We start from the raw sequence: 17,062 nt of genomic DNA, 5'->3' as shown, positions 1-17,062 counted from the left end.
AATGTTTATAACTTGGTGTAGTTTCCGTAAGTGTTACGGATGAAAAGCACGCCTTTCCTGTCCTTCAGGAACCGCTTGAAGCTGCGCTCCGGCATACCGCATTTTCCGGCTATCGCCACACCTTCGGCAGTGGTGAAACTGTCGGGCAACTCCGAGAGAACGGCAAGCTGCAACTCGGTCAGTGCGTCCTCGCTGATGATGCCCTGCACCTTCGATGCGGTCGAGCGGAAATACTCGGCAAGGCGTATCGACCTCTCCACCGTGTCCACATCAATCAGTTTCTTCTCACCGCCACACGCCCAGTCGGCGAGAGCGAGCAAAAGAGAAAATCTGATAGCGTAGATTTCGAGTTTGCTTGCGATGGAGGTCAGGGTGTCGCTTCCGTCGGCGTTGCAACGGTCGGTCTGCTCGTTCTGCCACTGATAGAGGCGGTCGAGCGCGTCCGGCGAGAAAGGAACATCATCGGGGATTATCTCTCCGCTACTGTCAACCGTCGGCACTATCCCGATAAGCCTTGACAGGATTTCACGCCATGCGGCCGCGATGTCGAATGACGGCAGTCGGCGGGTGCGGTCCCATTTCGGTTTTGTCTGGTCGGCGGGGAACACATAGAGTATGCGCTCCATGAAACCGTTGGCGTTGCGGTTGTTCGCCGCAAGATCGGTAAGCACCTTCGGCTGTATCGTCCCGATGACGCAAAGGAACGGGTTGCGGATAAACACACCGCTCTGACTGCTCTTGCGGTCGGACATGGCAACCTTGTGGTTGAACACCGACATCCAGAACTCCGATTCCGAGCCGCTGTTGTAGCGGTTGAAATTCTTGACCCAACCCGCAAGCTCGTCATACATCAGTATCAGTCCACGGGGGTTCTCCGAGAGAATACGGTGTACCGCCTCGTTGGTCACGTCCTGCATCATAAAGCGCACCCGACGGGGTTCGACCGGGTTGAGTTCGTAACCGTTGGCGACCCTTTCTTTCGGTGGCAGCTCCATCGCCGCATTGTAGCGTTTCAACTCCTCGGTAAACTGAGCCGCTTTCTCGGCATCATGGTCGATGAGAGGCTGCATTAGATAACTGAGCGGGTGGCTCTTGCACACACCGGGGCATCCGACAAGGGCAACGAAAAGAATGACATACTCTTTCCACCCTGACATAGCCTCGGCTGAATGGGTGTTGCCGATTACCGCAGCCATAGCCGTCAACATGGAGCCTGCGATGTAGTCCTTAGGAAATCCGAGGGTGGCATTTGCCTCGTTGATTATCCCCTGCAACTTTGCAGGCAGGACGTCAATGGGGAAACCGCTGATACTCTGCGCAGTCGGTTGCTCTGCAATCAAGCCGTCAGTCGGTACCGGCGGTACTGACTGATTGGTCAGTTGGTCAGGAGTGTGATTTGTCACCTGTTCATTTGTCTGACAAGTCACTTCCGTACACTTGATTGCAGGTGTGTCGGGATTGCTGTCGGCTTTCTTCTTTACGGTTGCCTTTTTCTCGCCGGCCTTAGGCTTGGGAGTAGCCTTTGCTGATGATGTCGTTTCATTTTTCATCGGCAGCCTCCTTTCTTCTTCGGCTTGTCATTGGAGCCAAGTACGCCTACGGCGTTGCCGTCAATGAGTTTGCTCTCAGCCCATGCAAGCAGTTCCTGTGCCTTGAAATGAAGTTTGTTTCCAAACTTCTTGTGTGGAATGGTGTTCGCGCTTGTCTCTTTGTAGAGCTGCCCTTTCTTGATGGGATAGCCGTTGGCGTTGAGAAAGTCAAGAGCTTCTTCGGCGTTAAGGCCTTCATTGTCTTTTTTCGTCGCTTTTGCGGGAATGGCGGCAAGTGCTGCCATCACTCCCGATTCGGTGAGGTAATCCTCGACCGCTCCTTTCATGACGAGTTTCAGAACCTCGATGAAAGGAAGATTCAGGAAATCAGTAATGTTTTGCATTTTTAGGAAAAGTGGATTAGTGGGTTGTGGATTGTTTTGTTTTTTCTCACGCATCAGTTTTCAGATGATAAGTGATATGCTGTATGCTCAACATACGGGTAGGCGGGTGTCGTCAGGTCATAGTTATTGCGTCACACCGGCCCGATGACTACACCCGGAGGATTAAAAGGCCGGCAGACACTGCAAAATAGTATTGGACTTGCGTCCATGAGATATGCGAGAAAGTGAACATCGCTGAATTGTTTACCTTTACTGCCCTTCCGGACGGACAATAAAAAAGCGGGGCCTTGCCGATGCGTCTGTGCTGACGTGCCTTTGGCGAGGTCTCGTAAAAAGTTTTAATCCATCAATGTCACCCCTTCGCAAGGAGGTGTGGCAGGGGTACGACAATCGTCACCGCCCCGTCAGGGTCAGTGCTTCGCAATGTCGCGAGGGGTTAGGGCTACTGCCACCTAACTTTTGATAACTTCCTAACAAAAGAAAAATGAAATTGTTCAGCCATGTCCGATATTGGTCTTACATTGGCTGACGTGTGTCTTTCATAATTCCTGCTTGATTCTTATTTCGGCGGCTAAGCTACAAAACAGTTACGAAATATCCAAATTTTTGGAGGCTCCGAGGGCGAATATGCGTTATGGAGCTGATTTTGACGGGTCAAATTCCTGCTTTTAACTGATTGATCTGAGCACAGACACGGTTTATATGATCTAACCCATATAAGAGCGAATTGCTGTCAATATCCATCCACGAAAACAATGTCTTTATCTTGGAATATATGTTTATCACATAGGAGGTATCTATTGTTGACGTGTTTGTGGCAAAGCATATGGTTTCGTGGTGAGCAATACGGTTTCGCAAGGAGTTGACCTTATCAAGCTCATTGAAAATGTAAGTCTGATTATACTGCATCTCCCTTGATGACCGGGGCTTATTGGGAAATATAGTGAGAAGATTACGCCCGGTCACTCTATACTGTATCGGCGAGAACATATACTTCCAGATGCCAAATTCCATTTCAGCCAATAGTTTGGGATGGCTATATGAATGGGATTGTATCAGTTTACGATGGGCAAAGGCGATAATATCACGCGTCTTCCTCAAAATCGGTTCAGTAAATACTCCGTCTGGCATAATTGAATCTCTGAGCCAATCCTCACCAAGATTATCAGTAAGTTTACTATCAATCGCATTACGCAGTGCAACCTCGAAGCAACTCACAATAGTAAACATTTCCTGTGAAATCTGTAGATTGTAGCGATAGAGCGTCATAGCCTTACGGGTGTCGCCACCGCAGGCTGTCAGATACCGCTCCATCCTTTTGGAGGACATTATTTTCTCAAAATCTGCGTATTTCATCAGAAAATCTTAATCTTTTTGGAGTAATGTTTTGTTTTTAAGATAAAAAGCACTACCTTTGCAGTGTTGAATCCCGGTAGCCCCTGTATATCAAGCTATCGGGTTTTGTTTTATCTAGGTTTCAATGGAGTGTCAGAAAATAGACTATCAACATATTCACCTACAGTCATGCGCTTTTCGGTAAATTGCCTATCTCCAAAAAATATTCTATACCGATCGATTTCCTCTGTTTTTGCTGTCGGGTGAAACACTACTTCTATTTTAGCATCTTTCCGGATAAATCGAGATAGTAACTGACGAATTTCAAAGTCTGCGGCTGGAAGAGAATACCCAATAAAAACAACTTTTGTGGCTTCAGATAACTCTATTCCTGCATTTTGCCATATAAGTCGGATTTGAATATTGCTTAAATCTTTAAGAAAGGTTGGTAAGATGAGGTTACCTCTAAGTCTAATAGAAGCTGCTTTGTTCCCAAGGTTATAATTAGACTTACAATATTTACAGTATGTAGTCTCAAACATTGTCTTTTCCCCGAACTTTACATACATTCTTTGGCATAGGGGGCAGTGTAGCCAATTCATAGAACCATGAAGTTTGAGATATTTTATGTTATATCCATTTCTACCCAACGCTAACAATCCGGGTTTGATAAATGGATCATTATCTAATGAACTGATGTAACAGCAGTAATCCACAACTGAAATTGGGCCATGTAGAGTATCCCCTTCACAGAGAATTTGAGATTCATGACTTGTTAAATCATACAGACTATTGTCTAACAAAATATCCCAATTTGTTGTGATTATTCCTATGCCATCCAATTCCGGATTTGCAATTCTTTGTTTTGCGATGGAATTGATATAATCAGCGAATTTTGTGATATAGGTTTTATTATGACCTCGAAAATCAACACCGTATTGAATGGAGCGAGCCATTAACAGATGTAGCTTTTCTCTTAGATCCATTAAACTTTTTGCAGAATATGAACCTAACGACAAACCTTGTGAAATACATCTGTCAATGGGCGTAAAAACGTCTTCTAACGCAATTTTAGAAAACATTTCGTCTGATAACAACAATTCTTTTCTAAGAAACTCCTTAAACTCATCAATGGATTTTACTACATCCTCATTATCTGAAAAATGTTCATAAAAATCCGAACTAAGGATATTTTGGATAATCTCATTTTGAATGGGACCTCCGGCATCCTTAGAGAAACCAGCACCAAGAAAAAATATGATTTTATTTGATTTCATATTAGTTGTTGAGTATGAGTTGATTTAAGGAGCAAAGATAATAAATTTCAATGATATTTACAACTTTGGGAAATTCTAATTCAGAATTAGAATAAAAGGACATCGGGTTTCCCTCCCGATGTCCAACCACTAATCCACGTCAAAAATGAAACAAAAACATTATGACGTTGAATCTTATTGCAAAGGTAGTCATTTTTGACCGCCTATACAACTCTATAACAAGCGAAAGAGCCAAAGTGTCAAGAATGCCACGGGGTATGAACTGTCAATCTTCAACATCCGAGGAGGATTCGCGGGAGAATATGTCATCACGCCGAAATGATATTCTTCCGAGACTGTTCATCGCATCCTTCTTCTGATTGTCAATTACATGAAGATACTTCTCTGTCATCTTTATGCTGGCGTGTCCGAGCAAAGATGATACAGTCTTGATGTTCGCTCCGGCACTCAGTACATTTACCGCAAAACTATGGCGGGCACAGTGCCAGGTTATGCGTTTGTTTATCCCGGCCTGCCTGACCCATTCCTTGAGATGCTTACGGCAAATGGAATTATGTGGCAGTGGAAAAATTTTCTCTGACATTATCTCCGGATCACGCGGGAATCCGATTATCTCCATAAGGTCATCGCTCAATGGCATGACAACCGCACTGTGTGCGCTTCGCCCTTCGCTCTTGACCTGATTGAAACGAAGTGTGCGGGAACTAAAATCCACATTTGAATAAGTCAGCCGGACTATATCGCAAAATCGGATTCCAGTGTACAGCGAGAAAACAAAGGCTCTCTGAATATCGGGGCGTTCCTGTTTGTATCGGGTAAGCAACAGTCGTTCGATTTCCTCCTTGGTGAGAATATCCTTTGTCAGCACATTAGTGTCACATCTGATGACGATACCCTTGCAAGGGTCCTTCTTCATCATTCCTTCCTCTATCGCCATTGCACAGGCTTTCTTGAAATAGAAGAAAGACTTTCGGGCACCCTCTCCGGCGCATATCCCTTTCAGCCATTCGGCAAATCCGACAGCAATCTCATTCGATACATTCTCAAAACGTATGAACGTGGCATACCGTTGGAATCGGGGTATCGAATTGAGATATTTGATAAAGCGGTTATGGATAAGCCGGAATGCAAGCTTGGCCGATTTGGTTATCGTTGCCTCCTCCGAATAAATCCTGCGGAAGAAATCGTGAAAATTCGGTTCCTTTTCCTTTTGCAAACGGTAACCCTCTCGATCTTCAAGAAACTCCTGCTCACGTTCAAACCTTATTTTCTCAGCGAGAGCCAAAGTATTCCGGTTCTGCAACCGTTCCTGCTGATTTCGGGGATTGAGCCAAAGGTAGAGATTAAGACTCTCCTTCTTGCGGTTGTGGGTAATCTTGTATTTAGGCTTTCCAGCCATTGCGCCCTCAGTGTATAAAACGGGGTTGCCGTCTTCGTCAAGCACCGGAGTTTCATGTCGTCCGAGATAGTATTCAAGATACAGACTCGCACGACCATCCTGAAGCGTCTTTTGAAGCAGCTTCGGGTTCTGTTTCGAGAGGTTTTTGAGTCTTGGCATATCTAAATGTTTTTTGTCGTGTCGGCAAAGGTATGTCAAACCTCTGAAACACAAAAGGTGTACTACACACTCCTTAACATTCAGGGGCGTACTAAAGTTGTACTGAATGCGAAAAACAATACAAAACAACGAAAAATACCAAAGATTCAAAAAATACTAAATCACTGACCAATAACATGATTACGTTCTATTCTTTTTCGCTGAAATTATACCATTAAAGCGACACCTTCCAATATTATGCTTCAAGTGAGCCGGCAGACGGACTTCCGGGAACTGCAGTAGTATATGAAAATCGTAGCGCAAATGGGGATGTGGTAATTCCTGATACTATTTATGGCTATGGGAAACCGTATATAGTAAATGATATGATAAACAGCGCTTTCGTAGGTAGTTATATTTCATCTATACGTTTGCCGAATACTCTTAAATCTATTAGTCGTGAAGCATTTTATGCAAGTCTCAGACTTTCCTCTGTTGAATTCGGGGAATCAGTTGAATATATAGGGCCGAGTGCGTTTGAGAGTTGCACGAGTCTGACTTCAATAGATATCCCGAACTCGGTTGTAAATGTAATGGATAGAGCTTTCTATGGTTGCTATGGCTTGACATCTTTAAAAATTGGCAAGTCAGTTGAATTAATCGGAGGCCAAGCATTTTCAGAATGCAGTAATTTGAAAGAATTCATTATTGATGAAGATAATCCGAACCTGATATGTGTGGATGACATTGTCTATTCAAAAGATATGTCAGTTGTATGGTTGTGTCTACCATGCAAAAATGGTGGGATAACTCTTCCGGAATCAGTCACAACCATTATGGACTATGCGTTTTCCGGATGTAGTGGCCTGACATCAATAACTATACCGAGCAGAATCACAAAAATTGGAGACTATATGTTCTCCGGATGTAGTGGCCTGACATCAATAACTATACCGAGTGGAGTCACAACAATTGGGGACCATGCGTTCTCCGGCTGCAGCGGCCTGACGTCAATAACAATTCCAAATTCAGTTCAAACAATTGGGAGTAGTGCGTTTTTGGGCTGCAGCGGCCTGACATCAATAACTATACCGAGTGGAGCCACAACAATTGGGAAATATGCGTTCTACGGCTGTAGTGGCCTGACGTCAATAGCTATACCGAGTTCAGTTACAACAATTGGGAGCTATGCGTTTTATAACTGCAGCGGCCTGACATCAATGACTATACCGAATACGGTCACAACAATTGAGAGTTATACGTTTAGAGGCTGTAGCAGCCTGAAAGAGCTGACTATTCAAGATGGAGAAACTCCTTTGGTATGGGTTGGTAATTATTCTAAAGAGCTCGATTTTAGTACCTCCCCATTAGAAAAGCTGCACTATGGTAGAAATCTGGAGACAGGGAATATGCCTTTTCCGTTTAAGGATAACAAGACGACTCTAAAATCACTTTCAATCGGAGATAGTATAAAATCAATTGCCGACAGTGTATTTTCAGGATGTAATAATCTTGTATCGTTAAATATCGGCAAATCGGTAGAAACAATCGGAATTAGTGCGTTCTCAGGTTGCAGTAGTCTGACTTCGCTTGTTATCCCTGATGCTGTCAGGACAATCGGAGAATCTGCGTTCTCAAGCTGTACAAAACTGGAATCGTTGAAAATCGGCGAATCGGTAGAAACAATTGAAAAATCTGCGTTCTCAGACTGTAGTAGTCTGACTTCGCTTGTCATCCCTGATTCTGTCAGGACAATCGGAGAATCGGCATTCTCAAGTTGTGGAGCATTGACCTCTGTCTGCCTTGGCAAGTCAGTGGAATCAATCGGGAATAATGCATTTTATTGTTATGGATATACCAATATGGGTTATCAATATCCGATAGACAGTAAGATTACAGAAATAAAGGTGCTGAATCCTGTGCCTCCGCTTATGGAATATTCGGTATGGAATTCAAATACATATTCCGATGCTGTGCTTGAAATTCCTGAAGGTACGATTATTGACTATATTTCAACCGACTGGAAGGAATTCAAATCCATAAATGCCGGTGGTGCCGATATCTCTAACACAAGCATTGATGACGGTATATTCAGATATAGACTTGTCAATGACGATCCGGAGAAACCGACAGCCATACTTGCCGGTGTTGTGTCAAAAAGCATAACCGGGGCCACTATCCCTGAGAGAGTGACAGATATGTCAGATCCTGACAATCCCCGCCGCTATTATGTCAAGGTGATTGGCCCGGAGGCATTCAGCGCTTGCTACGAACTGAAAGAGATGACTATAAATCCGCGTGCTTCGATTGAGATCATCTGCCGTGGTGCTTTCAAGGATTGCACGGCTTTGGAATCGTTTGAAATACCTGCGACTGTGCAACGCATTGACTCTGATGTATTCAGCGGTTGCAGCGCTCTGAAAGAAGTCATTGCCGGACCGGGCATTGGTCTGATTCCTTCCGGTTTGTTCAATGGCTGTTCTGTTCTTGAATCGTTTGAGATTCCTGAGTCCGTGCAGAGCATTGGAGCAAACGCGTTTTATGCCTCAGGTCTGCGCTCTGTGAGCATTCCTGAGTCCGTGCAGAGCATTGGGGCAAACGCGTTTTATGCCTCAGGTCTGCGCTCTGTGAGCATTCCTGCAGCGGTAATGACTATCGGCAACCAGGCGTTTGCCGGCTGCAAATCTATGACTGAATTCCGGATCGAAGATTCGACTGAGCCGATATCTTTCGGGACGGATATTTTTGGATCTTATCATTATCCCAACCAGGATACGAGAGCTAATGCAGAGTCAATGTATATAGGCCGTGACTGGGGTGGTGACAGTAAAATTGGAGTAGTCGGATTTAAGACCCTTGTCATAGGCAACCTTGTAAAGGCCATTCCTGATGATGCGTCTATTGCTTGTCGGAATGTTGAAAATCTGACATTAGGAAGCGGCCTGGAGTCGATTGGAGCCAATGCTTTTAGTGTCGGACTTTTGTCTGAAGTCGTGATTCCATCATCTGTGCGCTCTATCGGTGCGTATGCATTCAGTGGCAATAATTTAAAATCAGTGATTATCGGCTGCGGAGTGGAGACTATCGGCGAAAATGCTTTCGCTGGCAACGCGAATGTGGAATCTGTGGCGATTACCGCTCAGAAGCCCCCGACAGCGCCCTACACTGCCTTCAGCGACTACAGCGCGAAGCTCTATCTGCAGGGCGGTCAGGATGTGATTGATGCCTATTATGATGCTTATACCTGCTGGGACCGTTTCACAGGCTATTCGATGACTGTGGCCCGGCGCATAGACGGCGAGGGAGAGACAAGCATCAGCGGAGAGCCCGGCGACCGCATCCAGCTGTCGGCCAAGGTGTGGCCCGCAGATGCCACCTTGCCTCAGATTTTCTGGCGCTCTACCAATCCGGCTGTCGCTACCGTTGACAACAACGGTCTTGTGACTGTCCGCAAAGGTGCTGACGAGGGTGGATGCCGCATCATCGCCTCTACGCTCTATGCCGACGGGCCTGAACTTGTCTACGGCGTCAACGGCTCTGATGAGTCGGGCATTGATGTTCCGGTGGCCGATGTGGTTGTAGACGGTCCTGTGGAAGTCTATTCGATCAACGGCATCAGACTCGGCGATTCGACTGAAGGCCTTGCCCCCGGCATCTACATTGTGCGCCGGGGCAGCAGTGTCACCAAAGTTCTTGTGAAGTGATCTGAAATCTGATCACACATACCATACAAACCGGGCCTTGAAAGCGGATTCAACGCGCTTTCAAGGCCCGGTTTCTGTTCTGTGGATGTCGTCATACGCAAAGCCGTCCGATTTACCGCTCCGGATGGACACGCGCCGTTGCGCAGCCGTCCGGGGCGGTAAATCGGTGTCCTCGACCGGACACCACGATAGTTTGAATGTCTTTCAATCCCCCGACACCTACGCGCAAAGCGCTGCGGTGTCGGGGGCTACGAGTAAACCGGTGTCCTGCCGGACACCCGCTAACCGCAGAGCCTTCCAAGGTCCGTCTTTTCGGACTGGTTAGGGCTTGGGGTTCTGTCCGGGTCACGCTTCGCGTGCTGAGGCCGGATGGATGCGCTCAGAATCCGGATAGAGTCGCACAGAATCCGGGTGGTGATGTCCGCCAGGACATCAGTTTACTCGTAGCCCGTGACACCGGAGCGCAAAGCGCAGGTGTCACGGGTTTGCGATCCCTCTCGGCATGTGGTGTCCGGTCGAGGACACCGATTTACCGTTCCGGATGGCGTGCTTCCGTATTATCGCACTCTTTCAGGAGGCCGGGTGTTGTATCTTTGCAGAACTTCTTTCCGATAAGTAGCTCTGAAAAATTGCCCCGTTTTTTAACGGAATCGGGTCAGAACTTGGTCACGCGCAGAGTGGAGCGGTCGATCGCCGAGGTTGACTGCGCGGGAGCCACGGTGGGAATCTCGGCGCCTTCCCTCACGAGCATGATGCACTTTATCGGACCGTCGGCCTCGATGTGGTGCCATCCGGGCGAATAGCTGCGGCCGCTCTGATAGTCGGTCCACTTCTGTCCGGCGGGCAGATAGACGTTGCGCGCGGAGGTCTCGGTGAGCAGCGGAGCCACGAGTATGTCGGAGCCGAACATGTATTGGTCTTCAACGGTCCAGACACCGGGATCATCGGGGAACTCCACGAGCAGGGCGCGCAGCATGGGCCATCCGTTGGCCACGCAGGTAGCGGCCTGCTGCTCGATGTAGGGCATCAGCGAGTATTTCAGCTCGGCGCAGCGGCGGAAGTAGTCGGTGAATTCCGGATTTTCATAGAGCCAGGGCTCGGTCGGAGGCGCTCCGTGGGCGCGGGTGTGTGACGAGAGGAAGCCCATAGGGAGCCAGCGGCGGTAGAGGGCTTCGGGGGTTGAGGTGACGAAGCCGCCCATGTCGTGGCTCCAGAAGCAGAAACCGCTCATGCCGAGCGAGAGGCCTGCGCGGAGTGTGCCGAGCATACCGGTGTTGGTGCTTGCCGCGTCACCGCCCCAGTGGAGCGGATAGCGCTGCGATCCGGCCCAGGCTGAACGGGCCCAGATGATGTTGTCGCCCTTGATGCGGCGGGTCACGTCGGCCACGGCCTTGTTGTAGCGCACCGGGTAGAGGTTGTGTTCGTAGAGACCGCTGCGGCCGTTGGCATAGATGGCATCGAGGGGAGCGGCTTCGCCGAAGTCGACCTTGATGGCGCCAACGCCCATTTCGAGCAGCGAGCCGAGTTTCGACTGATACCAGCTGACGGTCTCCGGGTTGGTGAAATCAAGCACGGCGTCTTCATAGGGCAGAGTGCCGCGTCCGTTTTTGACCGCGAGACCCTTGCTGACGAGTTCGGGGAAGTATTTGTTGCCGGGCACGAAGTAGGGGAGCTGCCAGAGGCAGATGTGGAACCCATCTTTGGCAAGATCTGAGATCATCTTGCGCGGGTTTCGGAAGCGTTCGGGCGAGAATTCGTAGTCGCATTGCCAGTCGGTGTCGAACCATCCGGTGTCGAAGTGGATCACGTCGGCGGGAATGCGGTTGCTGCGCAGCTTGGCCGCCACGTCGCGTCCCTCGTCTTCGGAGAAGTAGCTGATGCGGCTCATCCAGGTGCCGAAGCTCCACAGCGGTGGCATTTCTGGACGTCCGCTCAGGGCGGTGTATTCGCTGAGGATTTCCTTTGGAGTGCCCCACATGATGAAGAGGTCAAGGTCTTCATCGGCCATGAAGAGCTTGTTGGCTCCGATGTAGCTCTGGCCCACGTCGGCGGTCAGCGGAGCCGAGGTGTGGATAAACATGCCGTAGCCCAGGTTGCTGAAAAAGAAGGGGATGGGCTTGTACATATCGGGGCTTTCCGGGCCCTGCGGGTCGGTGACGAAGAGGTTGAGCTTCTGTCCGGCCTTGTCAAGCGGACCGGGGCCTTCGCCAAAGCCGAAGATGCGTTCGCCGGGCGTAAGGGAGAAGACGGGGTTGATGGAGCGGGAGTTGTCTGATCCGCGCTTGATGAAACTGAACGGTGGCACCTTGATCTGGGTGGAATCGTTGTCGCTCCAGGTGCGTGTGCGGCTCAGTTCGCGGCCCTCGCTGTCAAGGATTATTATTCGCCAGGGATCGGCCTGGATGCGCAGAGAACCGTAGGGCGAGGTGTAGAGAACGTCGGCGCCCTTGCGTGTGACCTTCCAGGCGGATGCATCGTTGGCTACCGGTCCGGCAAGCATGGGCGAAAGCGAGTCGGGATCGGCGGGAGCTACCGGCGAGGTGTGGATGCGCAGGCGCAGTGTGCGTCCGTTGACCGGCTCGATACTGAAACCGAGATCGGGATTTTGCGGATAGGCAGTGTCAGGAAAATCAAGGCTTTTGAGAGGCTGGTGGAGATAGGTGTTGGCGTTGAAGGCCTGACGGGGCATGAGTTGCTGACGCTTCCAGCTGATGGTGCCGCGTCCGGTCGAAGTGTCGAACCCGGCCAGAGAGTCGGCAAAGAAATAGGTGTTGGTGAAGTCAGCGAAATCCTTGCTGACATCAATGCTCTGGCTCAGCAGATAGGCTGAGCCTGCATTTGTGCGGGTGTCTGCGGCGGCTGTCAGGATGCCGAAGGCCATGACGGCAGACATGAATGATCGGAATGACATGCTGATTGGTAAGGTTTGGGGTAAATAGGTTGAAGGTTTATAGATGCACAAATATAATGAAAAAATCCGAGAAATTTTTGCGGGCTATGAAATTCTCGCGAATAAATTGTAAATTTGCCGTAAACCTTGAAATTTGAATCACATGGAAGATATCAAAGTCACCGCACGGAACCTCATGGAGTTCCTCAACGAAAGTCCGGTCAATTTTCTTGCCGTCAAGACCGTCAGACGCCATCTTGACGCCGCCGGTTTCACCATGCTTGACCCCGCGGCCCGCTGGCAGCTTCAGCCGGGCGGAAAATATTATCTGGTAAAGAACTCAAGCGCCATTTTCGCGTTTACAGTGACCACCGAAGGCCCTGACGCCGGTTTCCGCATAATCTCGGCCCACTCTGACTCTCCCTGCCTGCGCATCAAGCCCAAGGCCGAGATGATCAGCGAAGGTGGGGTTGTCAGGCTGAACGTGGAGGTCTACGGTGGTCCGATTCTCTACACATGGTTCGACCGTCCGCTCTCGGTGGCCGGACGTGTGGTGCTCCGCGGCGGGGATCCGCTGCATCCCCGTACAGAGATAGTGAAATTCGACCGCCCGCTGCTGATCATACCGCACCTTGCCATCCATTTCAACCGCGCTGTCAACGAGGGCAATCCTCTCTCGAAGCAGAAAGACATGCTGCCGGTGATAGCCATTGTCAGAGATGCCGCCGAGAAGGACAATCTGCTGCTCCGCACTGTGGCTGATGCGCTCGGATGCCGTGTGGACGACATTCTTGATTTCGACCTCTCGCTTTTCGACACCACTCCCGCCTGCACCGTGGGGCTTGACGATGAGTTTCTGACTTCGGGTCGCCTGGATGACCTGAGTATGGTCCACGGCGCTATGACTGCTCTGCTTGAGACTTCGTCGACGGCACAGACCCGTGTGATGGCTGTGTTTGACAATGAAGAGACCGGATCGGGAACCAAGCAGGGGGCCGCTTCGCCGGTGCTCGCCCAGCTGCTGCGCCGCATTGTAGGCTGTCTCGGCGGCAGTGAGGAGGATTATCTGCGTTCGATCGACCGGTCGTTTATGATCTCGGCTGACAACGCCCATGCCTTCCATCCGAACTATGCGGAGAAGTATGACCCGACAAACCACCCCGTGGTGGGCGGCGGTCCGGTGATCAAGATCAATGCCAACTGCAAGTATATGACCGATGCCGAATCAGCTGCCGTGTTCCGCTCTATCTGCGACAAGGCCGGAGTGCCCTGTCAGTATTTCGTCAACCACAGTGATGTGGCCGGCGGATCGACTCTCGGCAATATTCTGACATCGCAGATCGACCTGCGCGGCGTAGACATGGGCGAGGCCATATGGGCCATGCACTCGATCCGCGAGACGATGGCCACTAAAGACCATGCCTATACCATAGCGGCATTCAAGACCTTCTTCGATCTCTAAACGGACCATCTATAATCGGCAAAACGAAAAGTGCAATTTAGCAAAATCAAAAGTACCGCTTTAGTACCGCTAAAAAAATCGCCTAATCGTTTGATATAGTTTACATTGCGACCAATTTTCCGAAATTCCGTTAAAAAAATTAGCGGTACAACTCTAAAAAGTTAGTACCGCAAAACAAGTATTGATTTTCAGACACTTACAAAAGCGGTACAAACCCCCAAAAAACGAAAAGTACATTTTTTGAGTTGGAGTGCGAAACGGACTAAAAATGCCGTTTTATGTGGTTAAGCCTTGTTTAATCAGCGTTTTAGAAATAGTCCCCTCCTCGGTTTTGCTATTCAGGCAATAATTGCGCTGCTAAATTGTTCCACGGCCAAATTTGCCCGGTTTCGGGACTGAAAAAGCGCGGCGGCATCGGTTGAGATTGCCGCCGCGCTCCGCTGTGGTTGCCGCGTTTGTTGTAGGTATGTGGTTGGCGTCCTATTCGGTTTTAAGATAGCTCAGATAGGTTCTGTAACCTATGCCGTAGACCGGGAGAATGAACCTGCGCCAAACGCTTTTGTGGCACTTGGCGAGATTGCCCTCCTCGTAATGCTTTGCGGCCAGTTTCTTGACCGCCTGTATTCTGCGTTTGGTGTTCTCGTGCATTGTGTCTGTATTTTATTCGGTTAATGCGCTTACGATTGCGCCAATACCCTTGCCACGGATAGGCAGCGCGACAAAACGCTTGTCAAAGCCCACGATTGTGGCGCGTTCGCCTGGGTCATCCTCTTTGGAATACATATAGATTTCGCCGTCCGCTTTCATCACCTCCCCGGCATAGAACGCCACGGACGCGAACTGCGCGTTTGCAGGCTTTACGGCGTTGAACGCCACTTTTGTAAGTGCGCCGTCCTTGACAGAATATACGGGCATCTGCGCGAATGAATAAAAACCGAATCCGGCGAACTGAAACGGTTTGCCGTCCTTGATGTTGGTGAGGTTCTTGAACAGTTCCGTGTCCTGCAAAAGCAGGTCGGTGACATGTTTCGGGTGCAACACAATGTAGCGGTCGGTCAGCGGTATGTCTGCGTCATCGAAACGCTCTTTAAGGGCGAGAATGTCGGCGAATGTCAGACGCTTGCGCCCGGCGGTGGCGAGTCCGCTTGTATGAATTACCGGAGTGTCGGTCGTGTCGGCGGTTGGCGCATAAGCGTGTATCGCTTTCATCGCCACGCTTTTGCGGAGTGTGGCGCGGTGCTGACTGATTACGCTTTCGAGCTTGTCATAGCTGTACTCGATAGCCTCGGGGCGGCGCACAAGCGTGTTTTCGGTCTCGAACTTGTCAAGCACGATTTCATTGTCATCGTCCTCGCGCTCGACCGTCTTAATAGGATATGTCGTGTTGTTAATCAACACTTTGGGGTCTATTCCCGCGCTTGCAATGTGCAGACGGTCATTTTCCACAAAGCCGGAAAAATCCTTTGCTTTCTGCAAAAAGCTGTCATCGGGGTAAAAACCCTCCATTATCTGGTTAATCCAGACTTCTTTGTTTAATGCCATTCAGCGTTTTGGGGGTTGGTGGTTTTTATTGGTTTCTTTTTCTCTGTTCTCGCTCTTTTTCAAGTAGTTCCCGATATATTTCGGGGTGCTCTTTGAGATATTCGGGATTGTTGCGCCGATACCATTCAAGCGAATGAGGCTCGACACTGCGCCCCGTCTCCTCCTTGACTAACCGGGCGTATAAATCGGGGTTGTCCTGCAACTCTTTAGGGGCAAACTTGCGGTATTCGCGCAATCCCCAGCCCTCGCGCCCGTTCCCTCGGTTGATAAAGTCAAGCGGTTTTGTCGGGCCGGGCAGCGTATCAAGCAGTTCGCGGAGCGTACGCGCCCCCATCGCCTCACCGATACGGCGGTAAAGGTCGGTTTCGTAACTCAATATCCTTGACGTTCCGGCGGCGGTTCTGAGCATTGTTTCTATCTCTTTCGCCTCGGTATTTCGTTGGGTGTCTATGTACGCCATGAGGGCGCGGCGGTTGCCGTTCGCCATCGCCCGGAAGTTCTCGCGTTGCGCCGGGTCGATATATCCGCGTGCTACGGCGTTGTTTAGCAGTTCCTCGGCGTTTTCCGTGCCGTTTACGGCCTTTTCTATCGCCCGGAGTATCTCGGTATCACTCGCGCCCGGTTCAAGCCCTAACGCGGCAATTACGGCGGTTCTGAACGCATCGGAGGCGTTGTCGTTGAGATCGGAGAGCCGATAGGTGAACGACCCGGAGCGGCGAAAGAGTTTCACGGCGTTGGCGTTGCTCGGTATATCCACAATCGAAGCCTCGATTAAACGGCATTTGACAACCGTCTGAACGTTGTTCAAATCCTCCTGCGTCACATTGTCGATACCGATTGACACGCAACGCAAAAAACCGTTGTCAACCTGCTTTTTAATCTTTGCGCCCAACTCGGTGCTTTCATCAAAAACCGCGTCTGCGATTAGCTTGGTGCCATCCTTGCGGATATTCTCCCAGCGGCCAACAACGCCGCTTTCGCGGTCGTGCATGTAGAGCATAACCGGGTTACGTTCAAACTGAGCCGTGTCGATTCCGGCTGTCTGAACCACAAAGCCGTAAGAGTTCAGTGACTCGTCCGAAAGTATGAAAGTTGTTGTTTTTGTGTCGTTTGCCATTGTCGTAATGTTTGGCGCAAAATTGGCCGTTAATGCCATAACGGCAAAACGGAGTGTAAAAACTTTACACTCTTTTTGCGTAAAATTTCTACACTTCCCAATTTTGTACCCGAAATATTTTGTCAAACCGAATTTTAGGGCTAAATTTGCGCATCCTAAAAAACTTGAGTAATGATTCATTTCAACAACACCCCAAAGATATTTAGCGGCCTATGGTGCGGAGCGCGGAAACGCCCCGGCGCTTTTACTCAAGTAAGCGTAGGAC

Annotated in this window: 11 protein-coding genes and 1 pseudogene; 3 read left to right on the top strand and 9 right to left on the bottom strand. The window is 49.5% G+C overall.

The features are described from left to right. Nucleotides 1-5: 5 nt before the first annotated feature. From FDZ78_RS04515 to FDZ78_RS04495, 5 genes are all read right to left on the bottom strand, one after another. Nucleotides 6-1,550 carry a YfjI family protein gene (locus FDZ78_RS04515; RefSeq protein ID WP_124075694.1) on the bottom strand — a complete coding sequence of 515 codons (1,545 nt, stop codon included), beginning with the start codon at nucleotides 1,548-1,550 and terminating at the stop codon, nucleotides 6-8. Further along, nucleotides 1,547-1,933, bottom strand: coding sequence for a helix-turn-helix domain-containing protein (locus FDZ78_RS04510; RefSeq protein WP_124075693.1), 387 nt, complete (start codon nucleotides 1,931-1,933; stop codon nucleotides 1,547-1,549). Before FDZ78_RS04510 ends, FDZ78_RS04515 begins: the two co-directional genes overlap by 4 nt. Nucleotides 1,934-2,587: 654 nt before the next feature. Next, on the bottom strand, nucleotides 2,588-3,289 hold the full coding sequence (locus FDZ78_RS04505) for an Abi family protein (RefSeq protein ID WP_124075692.1): 702 nt from the start codon (nucleotides 3,287-3,289) through the stop codon (nucleotides 2,588-2,590). A 110-nt stretch (nucleotides 3,290-3,399) separates the two neighbouring features. Continuing rightward, the gene (locus tag FDZ78_RS04500; RefSeq protein WP_124075691.1) at nucleotides 3,400-4,545 is read right to left on the bottom strand and encodes a hypothetical protein; all 1,146 of its coding nucleotides are present in this window, start codon (nucleotides 4,543-4,545) and stop codon (nucleotides 3,400-3,402) included. Between the two features lie 265 nt (nucleotides 4,546-4,810). Further along, on the bottom strand, nucleotides 4,811-6,103 hold the full coding sequence (locus tag FDZ78_RS04495; RefSeq protein WP_124075690.1) for a site-specific integrase: 1,293 nt from the start codon (nucleotides 6,101-6,103) through the stop codon (nucleotides 4,811-4,813). A gap of 365 nt (nucleotides 6,104-6,468) precedes the next feature. On the opposite strand from FDZ78_RS04495, the pseudogene FDZ78_RS14945 reads away from it, so the two are divergent. Further along, nucleotides 6,469-7,938, top strand: a pseudogene (locus tag FDZ78_RS14945) (leucine-rich repeat domain-containing protein); the annotation flags it as partial. Nucleotides 7,939-7,944: 6 nt separating this feature from the next. Then, nucleotides 7,945-9,786: a leucine-rich repeat protein gene (locus FDZ78_RS14805; protein WP_240743524.1), complete on the top strand. Its 1,842-nt coding sequence runs from the start codon at nucleotides 7,945-7,947 to the stop codon at nucleotides 9,784-9,786. Between the two features lie 655 nt (nucleotides 9,787-10,441). Here FDZ78_RS14805 and FDZ78_RS04485 read toward each other — a convergent pair. Then, nucleotides 10,442-12,667 (bottom strand): alpha-xylosidase, encoded by a 2,226-nt coding sequence (locus tag FDZ78_RS04485; RefSeq protein ID WP_240740415.1) that lies wholly within the window; start codon nucleotides 12,665-12,667, stop codon nucleotides 10,442-10,444. Between the two features lie 172 nt (nucleotides 12,668-12,839). On the opposite strand from FDZ78_RS04485, the gene FDZ78_RS04480 reads away from it, so the two are divergent. Beyond that, complete coding sequence (locus FDZ78_RS04480; RefSeq protein ID WP_136408091.1) at nucleotides 12,840-14,138, top strand: M18 family aminopeptidase; 1,299 nt, start codon at nucleotides 12,840-12,842, stop codon at nucleotides 14,136-14,138. Between the two features lie 480 nt (nucleotides 14,139-14,618). Here the strand turns inward: FDZ78_RS04480 and FDZ78_RS14590 are convergent, their stop codons facing one another. Genes FDZ78_RS14590 through FDZ78_RS04470 form a run of 3 tightly spaced genes read right to left on the bottom strand, consistent with a single transcriptional unit; the run spans nucleotide 14,619 to nucleotide 16,797 of the window. After that, a complete protein-coding gene (locus tag FDZ78_RS14590) occupies nucleotides 14,619-14,786 on the bottom strand; it encodes a hypothetical protein (protein ID WP_168181967.1) in 168 nt (55 codons plus the stop codon). A 12-nt stretch (nucleotides 14,787-14,798) separates the two neighbouring features. Then, nucleotides 14,799-15,680, bottom strand: a complete 882-nt coding sequence (locus tag FDZ78_RS04475; RefSeq protein ID WP_136408278.1) for a phage capsid protein — start codon at nucleotides 15,678-15,680, stop codon at nucleotides 14,799-14,801. Between the two features lie 25 nt (nucleotides 15,681-15,705). After that, entirely contained in the window at nucleotides 15,706-16,797 is a 1,092-nt protein-coding gene (locus FDZ78_RS04470; protein WP_168181969.1) for an HK97 family phage prohead protease, read from the bottom strand. Between the last annotated feature and the right edge of the window lie 265 nt (nucleotides 16,798-17,062).

It is taken from the genome of Duncaniella sp. B8, assembly GCF_005304985.1.
GTDB lineage: Bacteria > Bacteroidota > Bacteroidia > Bacteroidales > Muribaculaceae > Duncaniella > Duncaniella muris.
Note: the sequence above shows the minus strand (reverse complement) of the source record. Positions and strands in the feature narration are given on the sequence as shown.

Bases quoted from the DNA above. Each gene is read 5' to 3' on its own strand.
- FDZ78_RS04480 (WP_136408091.1), top strand. From the start codon at position 12,840: ATGGAAGATATCAAAGTCACCGCACGGAACCTCATGGAGTTCCTCAAC.
- FDZ78_RS04475 (WP_136408278.1), bottom strand. From the start codon at position 15,680: ATGGCATTAAACAAAGAAGTCTGGATTAACCAGATAATGGAGGGTTTT.
- FDZ78_RS04495 (WP_124075690.1), bottom strand. From the start codon at position 6,103: ATGCCAAGACTCAAAAACCTCTCGAAACAGAACCCGAAGCTGCTTCAA.
- FDZ78_RS04500 (WP_124075691.1), bottom strand. From the start codon at position 4,545: ATGAAATCAAATAAAATCATATTTTTTCTTGGTGCTGGTTTCTCTAAG.
- FDZ78_RS14590 (WP_168181967.1), bottom strand. From the start codon at position 14,786: ATGCACGAGAACACCAAACGCAGAATACAGGCGGTCAAGAAACTGGCC.
- FDZ78_RS14805 (WP_240743524.1), top strand. From the start codon at position 7,945: ATGGGTTATCAATATCCGATAGACAGTAAGATTACAGAAATAAAGGTG.
- FDZ78_RS04515 (WP_124075694.1), bottom strand. From the start codon at position 1,550: ATGAAAAATGAAACGACATCATCAGCAAAGGCTACTCCCAAGCCTAAG.
- FDZ78_RS04485 (WP_240740415.1), bottom strand. From the start codon at position 12,667: ATGGCCTTCGGCATCCTGACAGCCGCCGCAGACACCCGCACAAATGCA.
- FDZ78_RS04510 (WP_124075693.1), bottom strand. From the start codon at position 1,933: ATGCAAAACATTACTGATTTCCTGAATCTTCCTTTCATCGAGGTTCTG.
- FDZ78_RS04470 (WP_168181969.1), bottom strand. From the start codon at position 16,797: ATGGCAAACGACACAAAAACAACAACTTTCATACTTTCGGACGAGTCA.
- FDZ78_RS04505 (WP_124075692.1), bottom strand. From the start codon at position 3,289: ATGAAATACGCAGATTTTGAGAAAATAATGTCCTCCAAAAGGATGGAG.